The following is a 17953-nucleotide window of genomic DNA, read 5'->3' on the forward strand; positions in this document are numbered from 1 at the left end:
CCGAGTTCGGTGTCTCGGGTACCGAACTCGGCACGGAAGTACCGAACTCGCCGGGCGGGCGACCGGGCCTGAGGCAGGCGCGCGGGTCAGTCGGCCGGCGTGGCGAGCCAGGTGTCGACGCCCGCGAGCAGGCGGGAACGGGTGGAGTCGGAGGCGCGGGACGCCCGGATCGAGGACCGCGCGAGGTCGGCCAGCGCCGCGTCGTCGAACCCGTGCACCGCGCGGGCGGTCGTGTACTGGTCGACCAGGCGGCTGCCGAACAGCAGCGGATCGTCCGCGCCGAGCGCCAGCTGCGCGCCCGCGTCCACCAGGGTGCGCAGCGGCACCGCGGCCGGATCGGCGTAGACCCCGAGCGAGACGTTCGACGCGGGGCACACCTCCAGGGCGATCCCGGCGTCCACCACCCGGTGCAACAGGTCGGGATCCTCGCCGGAGCGGACACCGTGGCCCAGGCGGTCGGGGTGCAGGTGGTCGAGCACCTCGGTGATGTGGGCGGGGCCGAGCAGCTCGCCGCCGTGCGGCACCGACGCCAGTCCGGCCCGGCGGGCGATGGCGAAGGCCGCGCCGAACTCGGCGGTGTCCCCGCGTCGCTCGTCGTTGCTCAGACCGAAGCCGATCACCTGGCCGGGCCCGTCGCCGGCGTGCCGGGCGGCCAGCCGGGCCAGCGTGCGGGCGTCCATCGGGTGCCGCATCCGGGAGGCCGCGACGATCACGCCGACCTCGGTGCCGGTCTCCTGCCAGGCGGCGCGGGCCTCGTCCAGCACGATCTCCAGCGCCGGGGTGATCCCGCCCACCCCGGGGGCGTAGGACGTGGGGTCGACCTGGATCTCCAGCCGTCCGGAGCCCTCCGCGCCATCGTCGACCGCGGCCTCCCGGACGATCCGGCGCAGATCCGCCTCGCCACGGACGCAGGCGCGGGCGGCGTCGTAGAGCCGTTGGAACCGGAACCAGCCGCGTTCGTCCGCGGGCACCCGCAGCCCCTCGCCGTCCAGGAGGGTGGCGGGCAGCCGAATGCCCCGGTCGGCGGCCATCTCGGCCAGGGTGGACACGCGCATGGACCCGGTGAAGTGCAGGTGCAGGTGCGCCTTCGGCAGAAGGGCGAGGTCTCGCATCCACCGGATGATGCCTGATCAGACCGTGAGTGTCCCCTCGGCGTCGAGCCGCAGGTGGGTCGGGCCGTCGGATCGTGCCGCGACCAGTGCCTCCTGGACGGCACGCAGCAGCACCACCTCGGTGTCCCGGCTGACCGGGCTCGGCGGCGGATCGACCACCACGTCGATGCCGGTCTCCGCCCGGAACCTGCCGAGCAGTCGGTCCAGGGCGCCGGTGAGGCCGCCGTCGTCCAGCGTGGGGCTGCCGAAGGCCGCCACCAGCGCCCGGGACTCGGCGAGGTGGGCGCGAGCCACGTGTTCCAGCTCCTCCGCGGTCGCCGCACCGCGCGCGGCGTCCCCGGCGATCAGCTGGGCCCGTCCGGTCTGGGCGAGCAGCACGATGCTGGTGAAGCCCTGGGCCAGGGTGTCGTGCACCTGCTGGGCGACCCGTTCGCGTTCGGCGAGCACCCCGGCCTCGTGCTGGGCGGCGGCGGAGGCGGCCCGGGTCTGCTCGATCTCCTCGATCAGGCCGGCCAGGATCTCGTTCTGCTCGGCGAGCCGGGTGAGCCAGAACCCGAGCGCGACCGAGAAGCCGAATCCGACCAGGTACTGCCCGGTCAGCTGGGCGATCTCGATCCCCTGCGGCCGGACCCGCCACGCATTGGCCAGCGCGACCCCGGCGGTGAGCAGGACCGAGCCCACGGTGCCGCTGCGCAGGCCGTTCGAGAAGTACCAGATCTGCGCGAAGCCGAGGAACAGCAGGATGGAGCCCAGGGAGTTGATCGCGGTGCACACCGACACCACGACCACCAGCACCGCCAGGTACGACCGGGTCCGTCGCTGGTCGCCGCGCCGCGCGCCTGGCCTGGCCAGCAGCAGGTAGGCGGCCAGCAGCAGCGCGAGCAGTCCGGCGGCCAGTGCGCGTGCCGCCTCGGAGTGCCCGCCGAACAGCATGGACGCCGCGCTCAGGGCGAGCAGCGCGTAGAACCCGGCGTCCCAGCCGGGCAGGGTGTGGCGCCAGAACGTGCGCCGCTCGGCGGTCTGCTCGCTCATGGCCGGGGCAGCAGTCCGCGCTCGAGGGCCACGGTCACCGCCCGGGTGCGGTCGTCGACACCCAGCTTCGCGAACACCCGGAGCAGGTGGGTCTTGACCGTGGCCTCGGCGATGAACAGCTCCGCACCGATCGCGGCGTTGGAGAGTCCCCGGGCCACCGCCGCCAGCACCTCCAGCTCGCGCGGGGTCGGCCGTTCGGCGTCGCCGCCGCGCATCTGCTGCACCAGGCGGGAGGCCACCGAGGGGGACAGGGCGGTCTCGCCCCGGGCCGCGCCCCGCACCCCCGCGACCAGCTGGTCGCGGGGGGTGTCCTTGAGCAGGTAGCCGGTCGCCCCGGCCTCGACCGCGCGCAGGATGTCCGCATCGGTCTCGTAGGTGGTCAGGACCAGCACCCGCACCCCGGGCACCTCGGCGACGATCCGGGCGGTGGCCGCCGCACCGTCCAGCACCGGCATCCGCAGGTCCATCAGCACCAGGTCCGGGCGCAGCTCGGCGGCCGCGACCACCGCGGCGGCACCGTCGGGCACCTCGCCCACCACGTCGATGTCGGGCTCCACGGCCAGCATCCCGGCCAGGCCTGAGCGCACCACCGGGTGGTCGTCGGCCAGCAGCACCCGGATCCGGTCCTCGGCGGTCATGCCCGTGCCCCCTTCAGTGGCAGCTCCGCCAGCACCCGGACCCCGGGGTCGGCGTTCTCGATCCGTACCGTGCCACCGGCGACGGTGATCCGGCGTCGCATCCCGCGCAGGCCCACCCCGTCCGCGCTGTCGGCGGGCAGCCCACGGCCGTCGTCGCGCACCTCGAGCTCCACCCGGTCGTCGGCGACCGCGAGCCGGAGGTCGACCGTCCCGGCGGCCGCGTGCCGCCGGATGTTGTTCAGGGCCTCCTGCGCGGTCCGCAGCAGCACCACCTGCAGCTCACGGTCGGCGGGTGCCGTCCCCTGGACCCGGACCCGGACGGCCAGCCCGGTCTCCCGGCCGACCCGCTCGGCGATCCGGCCCAGCGCGGACGGCAGGTCGTCCTCCAGCAGCCCGGACGGTCCGAAGGCCGCGACCAGCGAGCGTGCCTCGGCCAGGTTGTCCCGGGCGACCGCCTCGATCTGATCCAGCCGGTCGGTCGCGGGCACGAGCTGGCCGTGGCCGATCTGGGCCTGAGCGGTCTGGGCCAGCATGACCACGCTGGTGAAGCCCTGTGCCAGGGTGTCGTGGATCTCCTGGGCGACCCGGGCCCGCTCGGCGAGCACCCCCGCGGCGTGGTGCCCGGCGGCCAGCTCCTGCTCGGCGGTGCGCAGCCGGTGCAGCAGCTCCTGGCGCCGCTCCCGTGACCGGCCGATCTGTGTGAGCCACCAGCCCATCACCAGGGAGAACAGCAGTCCGATCCCGAGCTGGCCCACCAGCACCGGCAGGTCGGCGGCGACCAGCGACTGCCCGGTGAAGACGGTCACCGCCACCGCCGCGGTCAGCACCGTCGACCAGGCGATCCCCGACCGCATCGAGGGGGTGAGCAGCCAGATCTGGGAGAAGCCGACGAACAGCAGCAGCGTCCCGAGCGAGCTGGTCCCGGAGGCGGTGGCGACCACCAGGACCAGCAGCACCAGGTAGGCCCGCACCCGGCGACGGTCACCCGTCAGCAGCCCGCGCCGGCCCAGCAACGGGTAGGCGACCATCAGCACCGCGACGCCCGCCAGCGACCACAGGAGCAGCCGCACACCGGTGTCCTCGGCGACCAGCATGGACGCGGCGGACAGGGTGGTGAGGACGTAGAACGCCGCGTCCCAGCCCGGCACGGGGCCGCCGTCCGGGGTCCGCGACACGTCGGAGCTGCTCATCGTGCTCAGTGTGGCGGACGTCAGCGGTCGCCCCGGCGCTGCCAGCGGAACGTGCGCACCCCCGCCACGAGTCCGAGCACCAACCAGGCGATCAGCACCAGGGAGATCCGGCCGTGCTCCCACGACCCGGCGGGCTCCAGCGAGGCGGCCCCATCCGGCAGGAAGACCGACCGCATGCCCTGAGCCATCCACTTCAACGGGAAGACGGCCGCGACCTCCTGCATCCAGCTCGGCAGCTGGTAGAAGCTGAAGAACACCCCGGAGATGAACTGCAGCACCAGCACCACCGGGGTGACGACGGCGCTCGCGGACTTGGCGGACCGGGGGATCGAGGAGAATCCGACCCCGCAGATCGCGCCGGTCGCGGTGCCCAGCAGGAAGACCCAGGCCAGCGTGGCCCAGCGCGCGGACGTGTCGGGCAGCGCCACGTCGAACAGCAGCCGCGCCACCGCCAGCAGCAGCACCAGCTGGATCAGCGAGGTCGCCAGCACCTGACCGACCTTGCCCAGGAAGAACGCGGTCGGCGGCAACGGGGTGCCGCGCAGCCGCTTGAGCCCGCCCCGGTCGCGCTCGGCGGCGATGTCCAGCGCCATCGACTGGAACGAGCTCAGCAGCACGCCGGTCGCGATCATCCCGGGCAGGAAGTACTGCGCGAACGGGATGCCGTCGCCGACCGTGGCACCGCCCTGGCCGAAGACGGTCGCGAAGATCGCCAGCATGATCACCGGGTAGGCGAAGATGAAGATCACCGCGTCGCGCTCGCGGAAGAAGCCGCGCACCTCGTAGCGGGTGCGCGACCAGCCCAGTCGCAGAGCACCGGGCAGCGGTCGGGTGTCCAGGGTGCTCATCGCACGGCCTCCTTCGCCCGAGTCTCCGCGGCGTCGTCGTCGATCAGGGCGAGGTAGACGTCCTCCAGGGTGGGCCGCAGCACCTGCAGCCCGGGGATCTCGGTGAAGCGGGTGCCCAGCTCGGCCACCACCGCCGTGGGGGTGTCGGTGCGGATCTCACGGCGTTCGCCGTCCTCGACCCAGCGCACCATCGCCTGCCGCGCGTTGCGTCCGCCCAGGTCGGCCGGGGCACCGGCCGCGACCACCCGGCCGTTGCTCACCACCACGGCGCGGTCGGCCAGCTGCTCGGCCTCGTCCAGGTAGTGCGTGGTGAGCAGGATCGACGTGCCGTCGTGCCGGAGTCCGGCGATCAGGTCCCAGAACGCCCTGCGGGCCTCCGGGTCGAAGCCGGTGGTCGGCTCGTCCAGGAACAGCAGCTCCGGCCGGCCGACGATGCCCAGGGCCACGTCCAGCCGCCGTCGCTGTCCGCCGGAGAGCGCACCGGCCCGCGCCGACGCCTTCTCGCGCAGGCCGACCGCGTCGATCACCTGCTCCGGATCGCGTGGGTCGGGGTAGAAGCCGGCCCAGTGGTGCACCAGCTCGGTGACGGTGGCCTCGTCCAGGTCGCTGCTGGACTGGAGGACGACGCCGATCCGTGCCCGCCAGCCCCGGCCGGCGGTCCCCGGGTCCTGCCCGAGCACGCTCACCTCGCCCGCGTCCCGGGTCCGGTAACCCTCCAGGATCTCGACCGTGGTGGTCTTCCCGGCGCCGTTGGGGCCGAGCACCGCGACGATCTCCCCCCGGGCCACCTCCAGGTCGAGGCCGTCCACGGCGTGCTTGTCGCCGTATCGCTTGTGCAGTCCGCGCACCCGGACCGCGGGTTCCTCTGTCATGCCCTCCAGCCTGCCGAGCGGGCGGGGCCGGGCGGGACGACCGGAGGAGGGGATCGCCCGTCCACCGGTCGGTGGACGGGCGGGTCAGTCCGCGTCCGCCAGCAGCGCCTGGATCCGGCGCACGCCCTCGACCAGGTCGTCGTCACCCAGGGCGTAGGACAGTCGCAGGTAGCCGGACGGGCCGAAGGCCTCCCCGGGCACCACGGCGACCTCGGCCTGGTCCAGGATCAGTGCGGCCAGCTCGGCGGAGGTGGTCGGGGTGACGCCCCGGATCGTGCGGCCCAGCACCCCCTTGACCGACGGATAGGCGTAGAAGGCGCCCTGCGGCACCGGGATCTCCACCCCGTCGATCTCGGCCAGCATCCGGACCATGGTCCGGCGTCGTCGGTCGAAGGCGGACCGCATGGCGTCCACCGCGGACAGGTCGCCGGTCAGCGCGGCCACGGCGGCGCGCTGGGACACGTTGGCCACGTTCGAGCTCAGGTGCGACTGGAGATTCGTGGCGGCCTTGATCACGTCGGCGGGGCCGACCATCCAGCCCACCCGCCAGCCGGTCATCGCGTAGGTCTTGGCCACGCCGTTCAGCACGACGGTGGTGTCCGCGAGCTCCGGCACGGCCCGGACGATCGAGGTGGCGACGGCGCCGTCGTAGACCAGGTGCTCGTAGATCTCGTCGGTGATCACCCAGATGCCGTGCTCCAGCGCCCAGCGACCGACCTGTTCGGTCTCCTCCGGGGTGTACACCGCACCGGTCGGGTTGGACGGGGAGACGAACAGCACCACCTTGGTCCGCGGGGTGCGTGCCGCCTCCAGCTGCTCCACGGTCACCCGGTAGCCCTGGTCCTCGCCCGCGAACACCTCCACCGGCACACCGCCCGCCAGCCGGATCGCCTCCGGGTAGGTGGTCCAGTACGGCGCGGGGAGCAGCACCTCGTCCCCGGGGTCGAGCAGGGTGGCGAACGCCTGGTAGACCGCCTGCTTGCCGCCGTTGGTGATCAGCACCTGGCCCGGGGCCACCTCGTAGCCGGAGTCGCGCAGGGTCTTGGCGGCGACCGCCTCGCGCAGCACCGGCAGCCCGGCGGCGGGGGAGTAGCGGTGGTTGACCGGGTCGAGCACCGCGCGCGCGGCCGCCTCGACGATGTAGTCGGGGGTCGGGAAGTCCGGCTCACCGGCGCCGAAGCCGATCACCGGGCGGCCGGCGGCCTTGAGCGACTTGGCCTTCGCGTCCACCGCGAGCGTGGCGGACTCCGCGATGCTGCCGATCCGGGCGGAGACCCGGCGGGGCTGGTGGGTGGGAACGGGTGCGGCGTGCTCGGTCACGGGAACCATCCTGGCAGACGAGTTCGTTTCTGGTCCGTGCGTCGCGTACAGTGGTCCCTCGGTGGTTGACCTCCACCATGATGAGCCGCGCCCGCCGCGGGACATCGTGGCAGGGGAACGCCGCCGTAGGGCAGTGGCGCAATTGGTAGCGCACCGGTCTCCAAAACCGGCGGTTGCGAGTTCGAGTCTCGCCTGCCCTGCGCGTGTGGTCACGGCCAGCCGCTCCGTGGTCCACGGAACGGCGGCTCCATGAGCGACCACCGACATCGGACGCCGCACCGGCGTCCTTGAGACGTAGGGGAACGAACCGTGAGCGAATCGGCACCGGTGGCGGCGTCCGGCGCGGACGAGCCGAGCCGGACCAGCGCGTCCAAGGCCGTCAAGCCCGAGAAGCGTCGTGGGCTGTTCGCACGGATCGCGCTGTTCGTCCGCCAGGTCATCGCCGAGCTCAAGAAGGTCGTCTGGCTCACCCGCTCCGACCTGATCACGTACACCATCGTCGTGCTGGTCTTCGTGGCCGTCGTGATGGCCTTCGTGACCGTGGTCGACCTGGGCATCGGTCAGCTGACCCGGTGGGCCTTCGGCGGCTGACGCCGCCCCGTCCGTTCTTCATCCGCAGCAGAAAGCAGGTCAGTACGTGTCGCAGGAATCGCAGGAGCCCCAGGCGGGCGCCACGGATGACGCGTCGGCCCAGCTCGGTGACGCCCTGACGTCGGTGCAGGCCACCGAGGGCGACGCCGCGGTCGAGGCGACCGAGGACGACGCCGCGGTCGAGGCGGCGGAGGCCGTCGGCGACGAGGCAGCCGAGCCCGAGGAGCTGGCCGAGGACGGCGAGTCCGACGACGAGACCCCCGCGGTCGACGTCGACGAGGACCCGGTCGAGGCGTTCAAGGCCCAGCTGCGGGCCCAGCTGGGCGACTGGTACGTGATCCACTCCTACGCCGGGTATGAGAACCGGGTGAAGGCGAACCTGGAGAACCGCACCCAGTCCCTCAACATGGAGGACTTCATCTACCAGGTGGAGGTCCCCATGGAGGAGGTCGTGGAGATCAAGAACGCGCAGCGCAAGGTCGTGCGCCGCGTCCGGATCCCCGGCTACGTCCTGGTGCGGATGGACCTGACCGACGAGTCATGGGGCGCCGTGCGGCACACCCCGGGCGTGACCGGGTTCGTGGGCCACACCCACCAGCCGGTGCCGCTGACCATGGACGAGGTCTTCTCCATGCTGGCCCCGACCTTCGAGGAGAAGGCGCCCGCCGCCGGCTCGACGGGTCAGGCCAAGCAGGGCAAGTCCGCCACCCCGATCGAGGTCGACTTCACCGTCGGCGAGTCGGTCACCGTCACCGACGGTGCGTTCGACACGCTGCCCGCGACGATCTCCGAGATCAGCCCCGAGAACCAGAAGCTCAAGGTTCTCGTCTCCATCTTCGGCCGGGAGACCCCGGTCGAGCTGTCGTTCAGCCAGGTCGCGAAGATCTGAGCTCGCCCGACGGCACTGCAACCGGGTCATCGCCCACGGCGTAGGTCCACGAACAGGAAAGGGGATGGCTCATGCCTCCCAAGAAGAAGGTCACCGGCCTCATCAAGCTCCAGATCAACGCGGGTGCCGCGACCCCGGCGCCCCCCATCGGCCCGGCCCTCGGTGCCGCCGGTGTGAACATCATGGAGTTCTGCAAGGCGTACAACGCGGCCACCGAGTCGCAGCGCGGCAACGTGATCCCGGTGGAGATCACGGTCTACGAGGACCGTTCCTTCACCTTCATCACCAAGACCCCGCCGGCTGCCGAGATGATCAAGAAGGCCGCCGGTGTGGCCAAGGGGTCCCCGACCCCGCACACCGTCAAGGTCGCCACGATCTCGGCCGACCAGGTCCGTGAGATCGCCACCACCAAGATGCCGGACCTCAACGCGAACGACATCGAGCAGGCGATGAAGATCGTCGCCGGCACCGCTCGGTCCATGGGCATCACCGTCCAGGGCTGACACCCCTCCGTGCGCCGGGTCCTCCGGCGCCAGTGGCAGGGCCTGTGCGGCCCGTTCACCACGACTGCTCAATCAAGGAGAAGCAGATGACCAAGCACAGCAAGGCTTACCGCGCCGCGATCGAGAAGATCGAGCCGGGCGAGGTCTACAACCCGCTGCAGGCGATCCGCCTGGCGCAGGAGACCTCCACCACCACGTACGACGCCACCGTCGAGGTCGCCATGCGCCTCGGTGTGGACCCGCGCAAGGCGGACCAGATGGTCCGCGGCACGGTCAACCTGCCGCACGGCACCGGTAAGACCGCCCGCGTCATCGTCTTCGCCACCGGCGAGCGTGCCGAGCAGGCCCGTGAGGCCGGCGCGGACGAGGTCGGCGGCGACGAGCTGATCGAGAAGGTCGCGGGCGGCTGGACCGGCTTCGACTCCGCGGTCGCCACCCCGGACCTGATGGGCAAGGTCGGTCGTCTGGGCAAGGTGCTGGGCCCGCGTGGTCTGATGCCGAACCCCAAGACCGGCACCGTCACGATGGACGTGGCCAAGGCCGTGTCCGACATCAAGGGCGGCAAAATCGAGTTCCGCGTGGACAAGCACGCCAACCTGCACTTCATCATCGGCAAGACCTCGTTCTCCGATGTGCAGCTGGTGGAGAACTACGCCGCCGCGCTGGAGGAGATCCTCCGTCTGAAGCCGTCCGCGTCGAAGGGTCGCTACATCTCCAAGGCGACCATCTCGACCACGAACGGCCCCGGCATCCTGGTCGACCAGTCCAAGACCCGGAACCTCACCTCCGAGGAGGACGCCGCCTGAGGCAGCGCCCACCACGTCGAACGGCCCCGGTCCCTCGCTACGAGGGACCGGGGCCGTTCGTCATGTGGCGGGTGGGTGCGGCCCCGGGCGGGAGGTCCCGGGTTCGCACCCACCGGTTACTCGTGGTGGTGCTGTTCGGCGGGAAGGCCGTGGCTGCCGTGCGGGACGGCGTGCTCCCCGGCGTTCGTGGCGGCCAGGCCCGGCACGGTGAGCGTGGCGACCACCATCGCACCGCAGAACAGGGCCAGTGCCTGACGGCCCGGGGAGGGGACCGCTGCGCCATCGGGACCGAGCCGGAGCTGCCAGGCGGTCATGACCGCCGTCAGGAGCCCCAGGGCCAGCGCCGAGGCCTCGGCCGCCGTGGGCACCGTCGCGGTCAGCGGAGCGCTGAGCAGCACCAGCGGGGCGGCGACCACCAGCGCGAGCGTGGTCTGCCGGGCGAACGGCACCGGGCCGCGCAGCGCGAGCACCGACCACCCGATGGCGGCGAAGCCGACCGCGACCAGTGCGACCGCCGCGATCAGGTGGTGCTCGACGTGCCCGGCGCCGATGCCGATCGTCACGAGCCCGAAGCCCAGTCCCGACAGCGCGGACCAGATCCGCAGCGCGTCGGGCAGCACCCGGACCCGGGGCCGGACGTCGGCCACCCGGAGGTGGCCGACGTGCGCGGTGGTCATGCCCGGGCCGGCGCCACGGTGCGGTCGGCGCCCAGACCCACGGCGAGCAGCAGGATCGCCGAGCCGAAGTGCAGCACGTTGTCCGCCCCGTTCAGCGCGATGATGTTGGCCGAGGAACCGACCAGGAACAGGCCCACGACGCCCACCAGCAGGTACACGGCGCCGACGGCGGTGTTGGCGGACTTGGCGGCCTTCACCGAGGCGGCCGCGGCACCCAGCAGCAGGGCGCCGATCAGCAGGTGCACGATGTTGTGCAGCGGGTTGACCTCGAAGAACAACAGGTTCTTGCCCTCGGTCCCGGCGAAGTCCACCCCCGGCGTGATGAAGAAGCCGACGATGCCGACCAGCAGGTAGACGGCGCCGAAGATGCCGCCGATCAGTCGATTCACAGAAGTAGCCATGATGGTGTCCTCTCCTCCCGGGGCCTGAGCCCCGACGCGCGTGCACCAGATGATGTGCACGTCGGGGGTTCGGAGCCGTGGGCGGGGCGGATGGGTGCGACATCCGGGTGGACTCCGGCGTGCAGGGGTGGACGGGTCCGGCCGGGTGCGGGAAGGTGGGGACATGCTGGTCGCGTTCTCGGTATCCCCGCTCGGGGCAGGTGAATCCGTGGCGGCTGCCGTCGCCGACGCGGTGCGGGTGGTCCGGGAGTCCGGCCTGCCGCACCGGACGGATGCGATGTTCACCACCGTCGAGGGTGAGTGGGACGAGTGCATGGACGTGGTCCGGCGGGCGACGGAAGCCGTCGGCCGGCACGCGGGTCGGGTCAGTCTGGTCCTGAAGGCCGACATCCGACCGGGCCACACCGGCGAGCTGACCGGCAAGGTGGACAGGCTGGAGGCCGAGCTCGCGCGCTAGGGGCGGACCCGGGTGCGTGGACATGCTGTGCAGAAGGCCCGTGTCCGGCGGGGCGGTGCGCCGGAGGATGACAGACTTCGGTGCGGCGGCCCGGGTCGGCGGGCGAGGGGATGTGCGGGGAATCGTGGACGGTCGTCCGCGCCCTGCCGGGACTGAGATGGGGCAACGGACGGATGGCGATCTTCGAGCTCGACGACGGCCATGGCACGCTCGTCCAGCCGATGCGGCCCAGCGCCGACTCCTTCGACCAGGACGCCGCCGCGCTGGTGGCCGAGAACGCCGGTGAGCTGATCGGCGAGCCGGTGCTGACCGTCCGGGAGATCGGCGCGGGGGACGGCTCCCAGCTGCTCGCCCTGGACGCCGCCGCCCAGCCGGTGGTGGTCGAGGCGGTGCAGCTGCTGGACGCGTCCACCCTGCTGCGCGCGCTCCGGCACGCCGGCGGCGCCGCACGGATGAGCCGGGCGGACATCGCCCGGCTGTACCGCGGCGGCCAGGAGGCCTTCGAGGCCGACCTCGCCGTGTTCCGGGACCGGGCGCCGATGGTGCGGTCCGAACGGTCCGGCCGCGAGGGGGTCCGCCTGGTGCTGGTCTGCGGCGACATCGCCGAGGGCCTGCAGGAGGCGGTGGAGTACCTGACCACCGGGACCCGGGTGGACGTGCTGCGACTCGGTGTCACCGAAGGCCCCGGCGGGCGCCGCTACCTCGACGTCTCACCGATGCGGCCGGGTTCCGGGCGGGAACGTCGTCCGGTGGAGCCGGGGCCGGCCACGGGGGCGATCCCGGCGGTGTCCGCTCCGCCCGCCATGCCGGTGCAGCCCAAGGCCGAGACCCCCGCTCCCGGCGACGTCTCCCGGCCCGAGGACGCCTCGGCGCCGCACTCGGCCGAGCCTGCCGCCCCTGCGGCGGACGAGCTGCCCCCGCTGACCCGTCGCCGTCGGCACGGCGCCGCCTCCGACGTGCCGACCCCGGTCGGCGAGTCCCGGCCGGTGCGCGCCGCCGAGACCACCACCCTGATGCCGCCGATCCGGGACGCCGAGCGTCCCTCCGGCGGCCCGCTGCCCGAGCTGGCCGCGTTGGCCGCCACCGAGCGCAACCCGATGGAGCTGGTCTGGGTCCGGGTGCGCCGCAACCAGCGGCTGACCGCCACCCTGCGGACCGACGGGATGATCCAGCTCGAGGACGGCAGCCTGCACGCCGACCCGGGACAGGCCGCGGTGATCGCCGCGGACCTGGAGCGACCGGCGGACGGCTGGCGGGTCTGGCGCTTCGGCGAGGACGGACCCACCCTGGGCGAGGCGGTCGGCGTCCGGTAGTCACCGGTCCCGACGGTCACTCCCAGCCGTAGGCGGCGCTCCACCGGGCGATCTCGGCGTAGAGCCGGGCCCGCACCGGGGGCGGCGACAGCGTGAGGTCGTGCAGGCCACCGGTGATCCGGACCACGGTCAGCACCGGGCCCAGGTGCAGCGCGCGCCGTACCAGCGACTCGACATCCAGCACGATGTCGGCGCCGCGCATGTCGTCCGACCACCACGGGCTGATCAGACTGCGGGCCGACGCGAGCATCAGCACCGGCACATGGATGTCCAGACCACGGGCCACCCGGGCGTGCCCCGCGAGCACCGCCGCCAGCCAGCCCGCCCGGACCGGGAACGACGGCGTCGGCCGCCAGTCCTCCTGGTAGGTCCATTCCCCGCCGTCGGCGACGCGGACCGTCCGGGCGTAGAACCCGGGGTCGACGTTGGGCAGCGGCGCCTTGGGCTGCAGCTTGGCCAGCCGAGCGACCGCGGGGGTGCTGATGTGCCGGATCACCGACGACCCCTGCAGTTCCAGCCACGGGCTGTTCAGCACCAGGCCGTGCACCCGCCCGGGGTTGCGGTGTACCCAGAGCGCCGCGGTGAGCCCACCGGTGGAGTGACCCATCAGCATCACCCGCGCCGGGTCGCCGAGGTCCTGCTTGATCCGGGCGAGCGCGGCCTCGATCTCCTCGTCGTAGGTGGCCAGGTCGTCGACGTAGCCCGGCGTCTGGTGCGGGCGCAGACTCCGGCCGTACTTGCGCAGGTCCAGCGCGTAGAACGCCACCCCGTGACCGGACCAGAACTCGGCCAGGCCGGTCTGGAAGAAGTAGTCGGACCAACCGTGCAGGTAGAGCACCGCCCGTGAGGGCCGCAGAGGTTCCGGGGTCGGCGGCGCGTGCCGGACCAGCGTGGCGACGACCGCGCCCTCGTCGTCGTCGGCGAGCTGCAGGGTCAGCGCACGGTAGTCGGGGCCGAGGACGTCCTGCTGCCACTCCTGCGCCACCGTGACTCCGTTCAGACCTCGAGGACGACCTTGCCGAACTGCTCGCCGCGGGCCAAGCGTGCCAGTCCCTCGGCCGCGCGCGCGAGGGGGACCGTGCTGTCCACCACCGGTCGCACCCCGGTGCGGGCGCAGAACGCCAGGAGCGCCGTCAGGTCCTCCTTGCTGCCCATGGTGGCGCCGAGCACCTGGATCTCGGTGAAGAAGATCCGCTGGAGCTCCATCCGGTCCGGGTCGCCGGTGGTCGCACCGGCCACCACGATCCGGCCACCCGGCCGGACCGACCGCACCGAGTGCGACCAGGTGGCCCTGCCGACCGTCTCGATCACCAGATCCGCCCGGGTGGGCATCCGGTCGCCGGGGGCGAGGACCCCGGCCGCCCCCAGGGCGAGCGCCCGCTCGCGTCGGGCGGCGTCCCGGCTGGTCACCCAGACCTCCAACCCGGCGGCCGCCCCGAGCAGCAGCGCGGCGGTCGCCACCCCGCCGCCGGCGCCCTGCACCAGCACCCGGTGACCGGGCTGGGCGCCGCCGGTGGTGAACAGCATCCGGTACGCGGTCAGCCAGGCGGTCGGGAGACAGGCGGCCTCGACGAACGACAGCTCCGCGGGCTTGTCCACCAGGTTCCAGGTCGGCACCGAGGTCTGCTCCGCCAGGGTGCCGGGGTAGCGCTCGGACAGCAGCGACCGGGGCTCGTCCGCCCCGACGCCGTGGCCCAGTCCGCCGCCGATCACGCCGTGCAGCACCACCTCCCGACCGTCGGCGGTCACGCCCGCGCCGTCGGTGCCCAGCACCATCGGCAGCTGCTCGGCCCGCAGTCCGACCCCGCGCAGCGACCACAGGTCGTGCTGGTTCAGCGCGGCGGCCCGCAGGTCCACCGTGGTCCAGTGCTCCCGTGCGGCGGGCACGGGATGCTCACCGACCGTGAGTCCGGCCAGCGGGTCGTCGGGGTGGAAGGACGTGACCTGGGCTGCGAGCATGCTCCGACCCTAGGCCGGTCAGAGCACCGGCAGCATGCGACCGAGGTCCGGGACCGCGTCGGAGGTGAACCGCGGTGCCAGCGCGGCGGCCAGCACGTCGACGTCGTAGGGCAGGCGTCCGGCGGCCAGCCGCACCCAGGTCAGCGGCTGCACCACGTCCAGGTCCCACCCGCCCCGCGCGACCACGATCCGCAACAGCTCGCTCGACACCAGGTCCAGGGCGTCCCCGTCGATCGGCCCGCCTGAAGCCACCCCGTCGCCCAGCTCGCCGATCGGACCGAGCCCGCCGGGCACGCCCGGTCGCGGACCGATCCCGTCGCCCAGCTCCGCACGGCTGCCCGGTGCGGCGCCCCGGGACCGGGCCAGCGAGCGCTGCAGGTCGTCCGCGTGCACCACCAGCTCGGTGATCCGGGACGCGAGCATGGTCGACAGCAGCACCGGGGCGCGACGGGCCTGCACCACCCGGTCGTCCGGACCGAGCTCCCGGGCGCGGGCCAGGGCGGCACGGGCACGGGCGTCGACGTGGCCCAGCGGGTCGTCGGCGATCTGCTCGGCCAGCTCCCGGGTGACCCCGGCGATGTCCGCGGCACGTCCGGCGTAGCCGCCCAGGTATTCGGCGAGCGTGGCGGGCACCGTGCCGTCCGCGGCGGGCTCGCACACCGCCAGGGCGTCCATCGCACGACCCAGGTGGGCCACCAGCTCGGCGACGGTCCAGCCGTCCAGCACGGAGGCGGCGCCGCGGTCGCGGACGGTGACCGCCGTGCCGACCCAGTCCCGGAGGGTGTCCCACTGACGCTCCAGCAGGTCGATCCGGGCGGCGAGGTCCTCGGGGCGCAGGCGCATGGGGACAGGGTGCCACGGGCGGCTCACTCGGAGGGCTCGACGACCTCCAGGTGCTCCCGCACGATCGGCCCCAGCTGCTCGTGCTCGATCAGGAACCCGTCGTGCCCGTACGGCGTGTGCAGGGTCCGCAGCGGAGCCGCTCCGGGCACCCCGGCCGCGATCCGGGCGGACTGCGCGGGCAGGAACAGCCGGTCCGAGTCGACGGCGACCACCAGGGTGCGCGCGGTGATCTGCGCCAGGGCCGCCTCGACCCCGCCGCGGTCCCGGCCGATGTCGTGGGTGATCATCGAGCGGGTGAGCACCGCATAGGTGTTGGCGTCGAACCGGCGGGCGAGTTTGTCGCCGTGGTGGTCGAGGTAGGACTGGACCGCGAATCGTCCGCCGGACAGCGGCTGTTCGCCGCCCTGCGGGAACCGGCCGAACCGGGTGTCCAGCTCCTCGGCGCTGCGGTAGGTCTGGTGGGCGATCTGCCGGGCCAGGCCGAGTCCGGCGTGCGGGCCGTCGCCGTCGGCCGCGTCGTAGTAGTCGCCGCCGCGGAACCGGGGGTCGGCGGTCAGGGCGGTCAGCTGGGTGTGGAAGGACGCGATCTGGTCGCCGGAGGTCTGGGCGCTGGTGGCGATGGCGGCCAGCGCGCGGACCCGCTCCGGTGCGGTGACGGCCCATTCGAGGGCGCGTTGTCCGCCCATGGACGCGCCGACGACCAGGGCCCAGGACCGGATGCCGAGGGCGTCGGCCAGCCGGAGCTCGGCGGCGACCTGGTCCCGGACGGTCAGCTGGGGGAAACGGCTGCCCCAGGGACGTCCGTCGTCGGGGTGGGCGCTCGCCGGACCGGTGCTGCCCTGGCAGCCGCCGAGCACGTTGGGGGCGACCACGAACCAGCGGTCGGTGTCGATGGGGGCGCCGGGCCCGACCAGCGTGGACCACCACCCGGGGGTCGGGTGGCCGGGCCCGGCGTCACCGGTGACATGGGCGTCGCCGGTGAGGGCGTGCAGCACCAGCACCGCGTTCGAGTGGTCCGGGGCGAGGGTGCCCCAGGTCTCGTAGGCGAGCCGGACCGAGGGGAGCAGGCCGTCGGCCTCCAGGGCGAGCGGGCCGAGGTCGGCGAACGTCCGTCCGCCGACCGGGTCGCCCTCCCGCCAGGCGGAGGAGGCGCGGGGCAGGCTCACGTCCAGGTCCCGGACTCGTCGGGTGTCGGTGTGGTGCTGGGGCACGGGTGCTCAGGCTCCCTTCGCGGCGCGGAAGCCCGCGTCCAGGTCGGCGAGGATGTCCTCGATCCCCTCCAGGCCCACCGCGAGCCGGACCAGCCCGGGGGTGACACCGGACTGCGCCTGCTCCTCCGGGGTCAGCTGGCTGTGGGTGGTGGAGGCGGGGTGGATCACCAGCGAGCGCACGTCGCCGATGTTGGCCACGTTCGAGTGCAGCTCCAGGGCGGAGACGAAGGCCTGACCGGCCTCGGCGCCCCCGGCGATCTCGAAGGCGAGGACCGCACCGGTGCCGCGCGGGGCGTACCGGCGACCGAGCTCGTACTGCGGGTGGCTGGGCAGCCCCGCGTAGGTGACCGAGAGGACGTCGTCCCGTCCCTCCAGCCACTCGGCCACCTTCTGGGCGTTGGCGACGTGTCGCTCGATCCGCAGCGACAGCGTCTCCAGGCCCTGGGCGATCAGGAAGGCGTTGAACGGGCTGATCGCCGCCCCGAGGTCCCGGAGCAACTGGACCCGCGCGCGCAGGACGTAGGAGAGATTGACCCCGAAGGCGCCGTCCTTGCCGAGGTCACGGGCGAACACCAGGCCGTCGTAGGACGGGTCCGGCTCGTTGAACGAGGGGAAGCGCGCTCGGGTGTCGTCGTCGGCGCCGTAGTCGAAGGTCCCGCCGTCGACGATCACGCCGCCGATGGCGGTGCCGTGGCCGCCGAGGTACTTGGTGGCCGAGTGCACCACCACGTCGGCGCCGTGCTCCAGCGGCCGGATCAGGTACGGGGTGGCGACCGTGTTGTCGACGATCAGCGGGACACCGGCGTCGTGCGCGATCCCGGCGACGGTCGCGATGTCGAGGATGTCCTGCTTCGGGTTCGGCACCGTCTCGGCGTAGAAGGCCTTGGTGTTCGGGCGGACCGCGTCCCGCCAGGCCTGCGGGTCCTGGGGGTCGGTGACGAAGGTGGTCTCGATGCCGAGCCGGGGCAGCGTGTAGTGCAGCAGGTTGTAGGTGCCGCCGTACAGGCTCGGGCTGGCGACGATGTGGCTGCCCGCCTCGGCGACGTTGAGGATCGCGTAGGTCTCGGCGGCCTGCCCGCTGGCGAGCAGCAGCGCACCGACCCCGCCCTCCAGGGCGGCGATCCGGTTCTCGACCACCTCGACGGTGGGGTTGCCGATCCGGGTGTAGATCGGGCCGAGATCCTTCAGTGCGAACCGGTCGGCGGCGACGCCGGCGTCCGGGAACACGTAACTGGTGGTCTGGTAGATCGGCAGCGCGCGGGCGCCGGTGGCCGGGTCGGGGGTCTGGCCG

General features: G+C 73.1%; 20 protein-coding genes and 1 tRNA gene. 7 read left to right on the forward strand and 14 right to left on the reverse strand.

Annotated features, from left to right (window positions below; all coding sequences use genetic code 11):
- Window positions 1–86 precede the first annotated feature (86 nt).
- From OGL89_RS15080 to OGL89_RS15110, 7 genes are all read right to left on the reverse strand, one after another.
- On the reverse strand, window positions 87–1112 hold the full coding sequence (locus OGL89_RS15080; RefSeq protein ID WP_263120982.1) for an adenosine deaminase: 1026 nt from the start codon (window positions 1110–1112) through the stop codon (window positions 87–89).
- Between the two features lie 18 nt (window positions 1113–1130).
- Window positions 1131–2144, reverse strand: coding sequence for a histidine kinase (locus OGL89_RS15085; RefSeq protein ID WP_263120983.1), 1014 nt, complete (start codon window positions 2142–2144; stop codon window positions 1131–1133).
- Complete coding sequence (locus tag OGL89_RS15090) at window positions 2141–2782, reverse strand: response regulator transcription factor (RefSeq protein WP_263120984.1); 642 nt, start codon at window positions 2780–2782, stop codon at window positions 2141–2143. Before OGL89_RS15090 ends, OGL89_RS15085 begins: the two co-directional genes overlap by 4 nt.
- Entirely contained in the window at window positions 2779–3972 is a 1194-nt protein-coding gene (locus tag OGL89_RS15095) for a sensor histidine kinase (protein ID WP_263120985.1), read from the reverse strand. The genes OGL89_RS15090 and OGL89_RS15095 overlap by 4 nt, the downstream gene beginning before the upstream one ends.
- Window positions 3973–3992: 20 nt before the next feature.
- Window positions 3993–4820 (reverse strand): ABC transporter permease, encoded by an 828-nt coding sequence (locus tag OGL89_RS15100; protein WP_263120986.1) that lies wholly within the window; start codon window positions 4818–4820, stop codon window positions 3993–3995.
- A complete protein-coding gene (locus OGL89_RS15105; protein ID WP_263120987.1) occupies window positions 4817–5692 on the reverse strand; it encodes an ABC transporter ATP-binding protein in 876 nt (291 codons plus the stop codon). The genes OGL89_RS15100 and OGL89_RS15105 overlap by 4 nt, the downstream gene beginning before the upstream one ends.
- 84 nt (window positions 5693–5776) lie before the next feature.
- The gene (locus OGL89_RS15110) at window positions 5777–7021 is read right to left on the reverse strand and encodes a pyridoxal phosphate-dependent aminotransferase (RefSeq protein ID WP_263120988.1); all 1245 of its coding nucleotides are present in this window, start codon (window positions 7019–7021) and stop codon (window positions 5777–5779) included.
- A gap of 118 nt (window positions 7022–7139) precedes the next feature.
- Here OGL89_RS15110 and OGL89_RS15115 point away from each other — a divergent pair.
- From OGL89_RS15115 to rplA, 5 genes are all read left to right on the forward strand, one after another.
- Window positions 7140–7212 (forward strand) — tRNA-Trp (locus tag OGL89_RS15115).
- 109 nt (window positions 7213–7321) lie between these two features.
- Window positions 7322–7603 carry a preprotein translocase subunit SecE gene (gene secE / locus OGL89_RS15120; protein WP_263120989.1) on the forward strand — a complete coding sequence of 94 codons (282 nt, stop codon included), beginning with the start codon at window positions 7322–7324 and terminating at the stop codon, window positions 7601–7603.
- Between the two features lie 46 nt (window positions 7604–7649).
- Window positions 7650–8492: a transcription termination/antitermination protein NusG gene (gene nusG, locus OGL89_RS15125; RefSeq protein WP_263120990.1), complete on the forward strand. Its 843-nt coding sequence runs from the start codon at window positions 7650–7652 to the stop codon at window positions 8490–8492.
- A gap of 71 nt (window positions 8493–8563) precedes the next feature.
- On the forward strand, window positions 8564–8995 hold the full coding sequence (rplK, locus tag OGL89_RS15130; protein WP_263120992.1) for a 50S ribosomal protein L11: 432 nt from the start codon (window positions 8564–8566) through the stop codon (window positions 8993–8995).
- A gap of 86 nt (window positions 8996–9081) precedes the next feature.
- Window positions 9082–9801 (forward strand): 50S ribosomal protein L1, encoded by a 720-nt coding sequence (gene rplA / locus OGL89_RS15135; protein WP_263120993.1) that lies wholly within the window; start codon window positions 9082–9084, stop codon window positions 9799–9801.
- A gap of 116 nt (window positions 9802–9917) precedes the next feature.
- Here rplA and OGL89_RS15140 read toward each other — a convergent pair whose 3' ends face one another.
- Both OGL89_RS15140 and OGL89_RS15145 read right to left on the reverse strand, forming a co-directional pair.
- Window positions 9918–10478 carry a hypothetical protein gene (locus OGL89_RS15140; RefSeq protein ID WP_263120994.1) on the reverse strand — a complete coding sequence of 187 codons (561 nt, stop codon included), beginning with the start codon at window positions 10476–10478 and terminating at the stop codon, window positions 9918–9920.
- Complete coding sequence (locus OGL89_RS15145; protein WP_263120995.1) at window positions 10475–10879, reverse strand: DUF4383 domain-containing protein; 405 nt, start codon at window positions 10877–10879, stop codon at window positions 10475–10477. Before OGL89_RS15145 ends, OGL89_RS15140 begins: the two co-directional genes overlap by 4 nt.
- Window positions 10880–11042: 163 nt before the next feature.
- On the opposite strand from OGL89_RS15145, the gene OGL89_RS15150 reads away from it, so the two are divergent.
- Together OGL89_RS15150 and OGL89_RS15155 are read left to right on the forward strand one after the other, a co-directional pair.
- Window positions 11043–11336 carry a thiamine-binding protein gene (locus tag OGL89_RS15150; RefSeq protein ID WP_263120996.1) on the forward strand — a complete coding sequence of 98 codons (294 nt, stop codon included), beginning with the start codon at window positions 11043–11045 and terminating at the stop codon, window positions 11334–11336.
- A gap of 173 nt (window positions 11337–11509) precedes the next feature.
- The gene (locus OGL89_RS15155) at window positions 11510–12649 is read left to right on the forward strand and encodes a hypothetical protein (RefSeq protein WP_263120997.1); all 1140 of its coding nucleotides are present in this window, start codon (window positions 11510–11512) and stop codon (window positions 12647–12649) included.
- Between the two features lie 16 nt (window positions 12650–12665).
- On the opposite strand, the gene OGL89_RS15160 is transcribed toward OGL89_RS15155, so the two are convergent.
- The 5 genes from OGL89_RS15160 to OGL89_RS15180 form a co-directional block, all read right to left on the reverse strand.
- Window positions 12666–13634 carry an alpha/beta hydrolase gene (locus OGL89_RS15160; RefSeq protein ID WP_263120998.1) on the reverse strand — a complete coding sequence of 323 codons (969 nt, stop codon included), beginning with the start codon at window positions 13632–13634 and terminating at the stop codon, window positions 12666–12668.
- A gap of 11 nt (window positions 13635–13645) precedes the next feature.
- Window positions 13646–14608: a zinc-binding dehydrogenase gene (locus OGL89_RS15165; protein ID WP_263120999.1), complete on the reverse strand. Its 963-nt coding sequence runs from the start codon at window positions 14606–14608 to the stop codon at window positions 13646–13648.
- Window positions 14609–14626: 18 nt separating this feature from the next.
- On the reverse strand, window positions 14627–15451 hold the full coding sequence (locus tag OGL89_RS15170; RefSeq protein ID WP_263121000.1) for a maleylpyruvate isomerase N-terminal domain-containing protein: 825 nt from the start codon (window positions 15449–15451) through the stop codon (window positions 14627–14629).
- Window positions 15452–15474: 23 nt separating this feature from the next.
- Window positions 15475–16662 (reverse strand): homoserine O-acetyltransferase, encoded by a 1188-nt coding sequence (locus tag OGL89_RS15175; RefSeq protein ID WP_263121001.1) that lies wholly within the window; start codon window positions 16660–16662, stop codon window positions 15475–15477.
- 6 nt (window positions 16663–16668) lie between these two features.
- The coding region (locus tag OGL89_RS15180; RefSeq protein WP_263121002.1) for a bifunctional o-acetylhomoserine/o-acetylserine sulfhydrylase at window positions 16669–17953 on the reverse strand (1285 nt) is incomplete at its 5' end.

Source organism: Cellulomonas sp. RIT-PI-Y, assembly GCF_025642745.1.
Classification (GTDB): domain Bacteria; phylum Actinomycetota; class Actinomycetes; order Actinomycetales; family Cellulomonadaceae; genus Cellulomonas.

Bases quoted from the DNA above. Each gene is read 5' to 3' on its own strand.
- OGL89_RS15080 (WP_263120982.1), bottom strand. From the start codon at position 1,112: ATGCGAGACCTCGCCCTTCTGCCGAAGGCGCACCTGCACCTGCACTTC.
- OGL89_RS15085 (WP_263120983.1), bottom strand. From the start codon at position 2,144: ATGAGCGAGCAGACCGCCGAGCGGCGCACGTTCTGGCGCCACACCCTG.
- OGL89_RS15090 (WP_263120984.1), bottom strand. From the start codon at position 2,782: ATGACCGCCGAGGACCGGATCCGGGTGCTGCTGGCCGACGACCACCCG.
- OGL89_RS15095 (WP_263120985.1), bottom strand. From the start codon at position 3,972: ATGAGCAGCTCCGACGTGTCGCGGACCCCGGACGGCGGCCCCGTGCCG.
- OGL89_RS15100 (WP_263120986.1), bottom strand. From the start codon at position 4,820: ATGAGCACCCTGGACACCCGACCGCTGCCCGGTGCTCTGCGACTGGGC.
- OGL89_RS15105 (WP_263120987.1), bottom strand. From the start codon at position 5,692: ATGACAGAGGAACCCGCGGTCCGGGTGCGCGGACTGCACAAGCGATAC.
- OGL89_RS15110 (WP_263120988.1), bottom strand. From the start codon at position 7,021: ATGGTTCCCGTGACCGAGCACGCCGCACCCGTTCCCACCCACCAGCCC.
- rplK (WP_263120992.1), top strand. From the start codon at position 8,564: ATGCCTCCCAAGAAGAAGGTCACCGGCCTCATCAAGCTCCAGATCAAC.
- rplA (WP_263120993.1), top strand. From the start codon at position 9,082: ATGACCAAGCACAGCAAGGCTTACCGCGCCGCGATCGAGAAGATCGAG.
- OGL89_RS15140 (WP_263120994.1), bottom strand. From the start codon at position 10,478: ATGACCACCGCGCACGTCGGCCACCTCCGGGTGGCCGACGTCCGGCCC.
- OGL89_RS15145 (WP_263120995.1), bottom strand. From the start codon at position 10,879: ATGGCTACTTCTGTGAATCGACTGATCGGCGGCATCTTCGGCGCCGTC.
- OGL89_RS15150 (WP_263120996.1), top strand. From the start codon at position 11,043: ATGCTGGTCGCGTTCTCGGTATCCCCGCTCGGGGCAGGTGAATCCGTG.
- OGL89_RS15155 (WP_263120997.1), top strand. From the start codon at position 11,510: ATGGCGATCTTCGAGCTCGACGACGGCCATGGCACGCTCGTCCAGCCG.
- OGL89_RS15165 (WP_263120999.1), bottom strand. From the start codon at position 14,608: ATGCTCGCAGCCCAGGTCACGTCCTTCCACCCCGACGACCCGCTGGCC.
- OGL89_RS15170 (WP_263121000.1), bottom strand. From the start codon at position 15,451: ATGCGCCTGCGCCCCGAGGACCTCGCCGCCCGGATCGACCTGCTGGAG.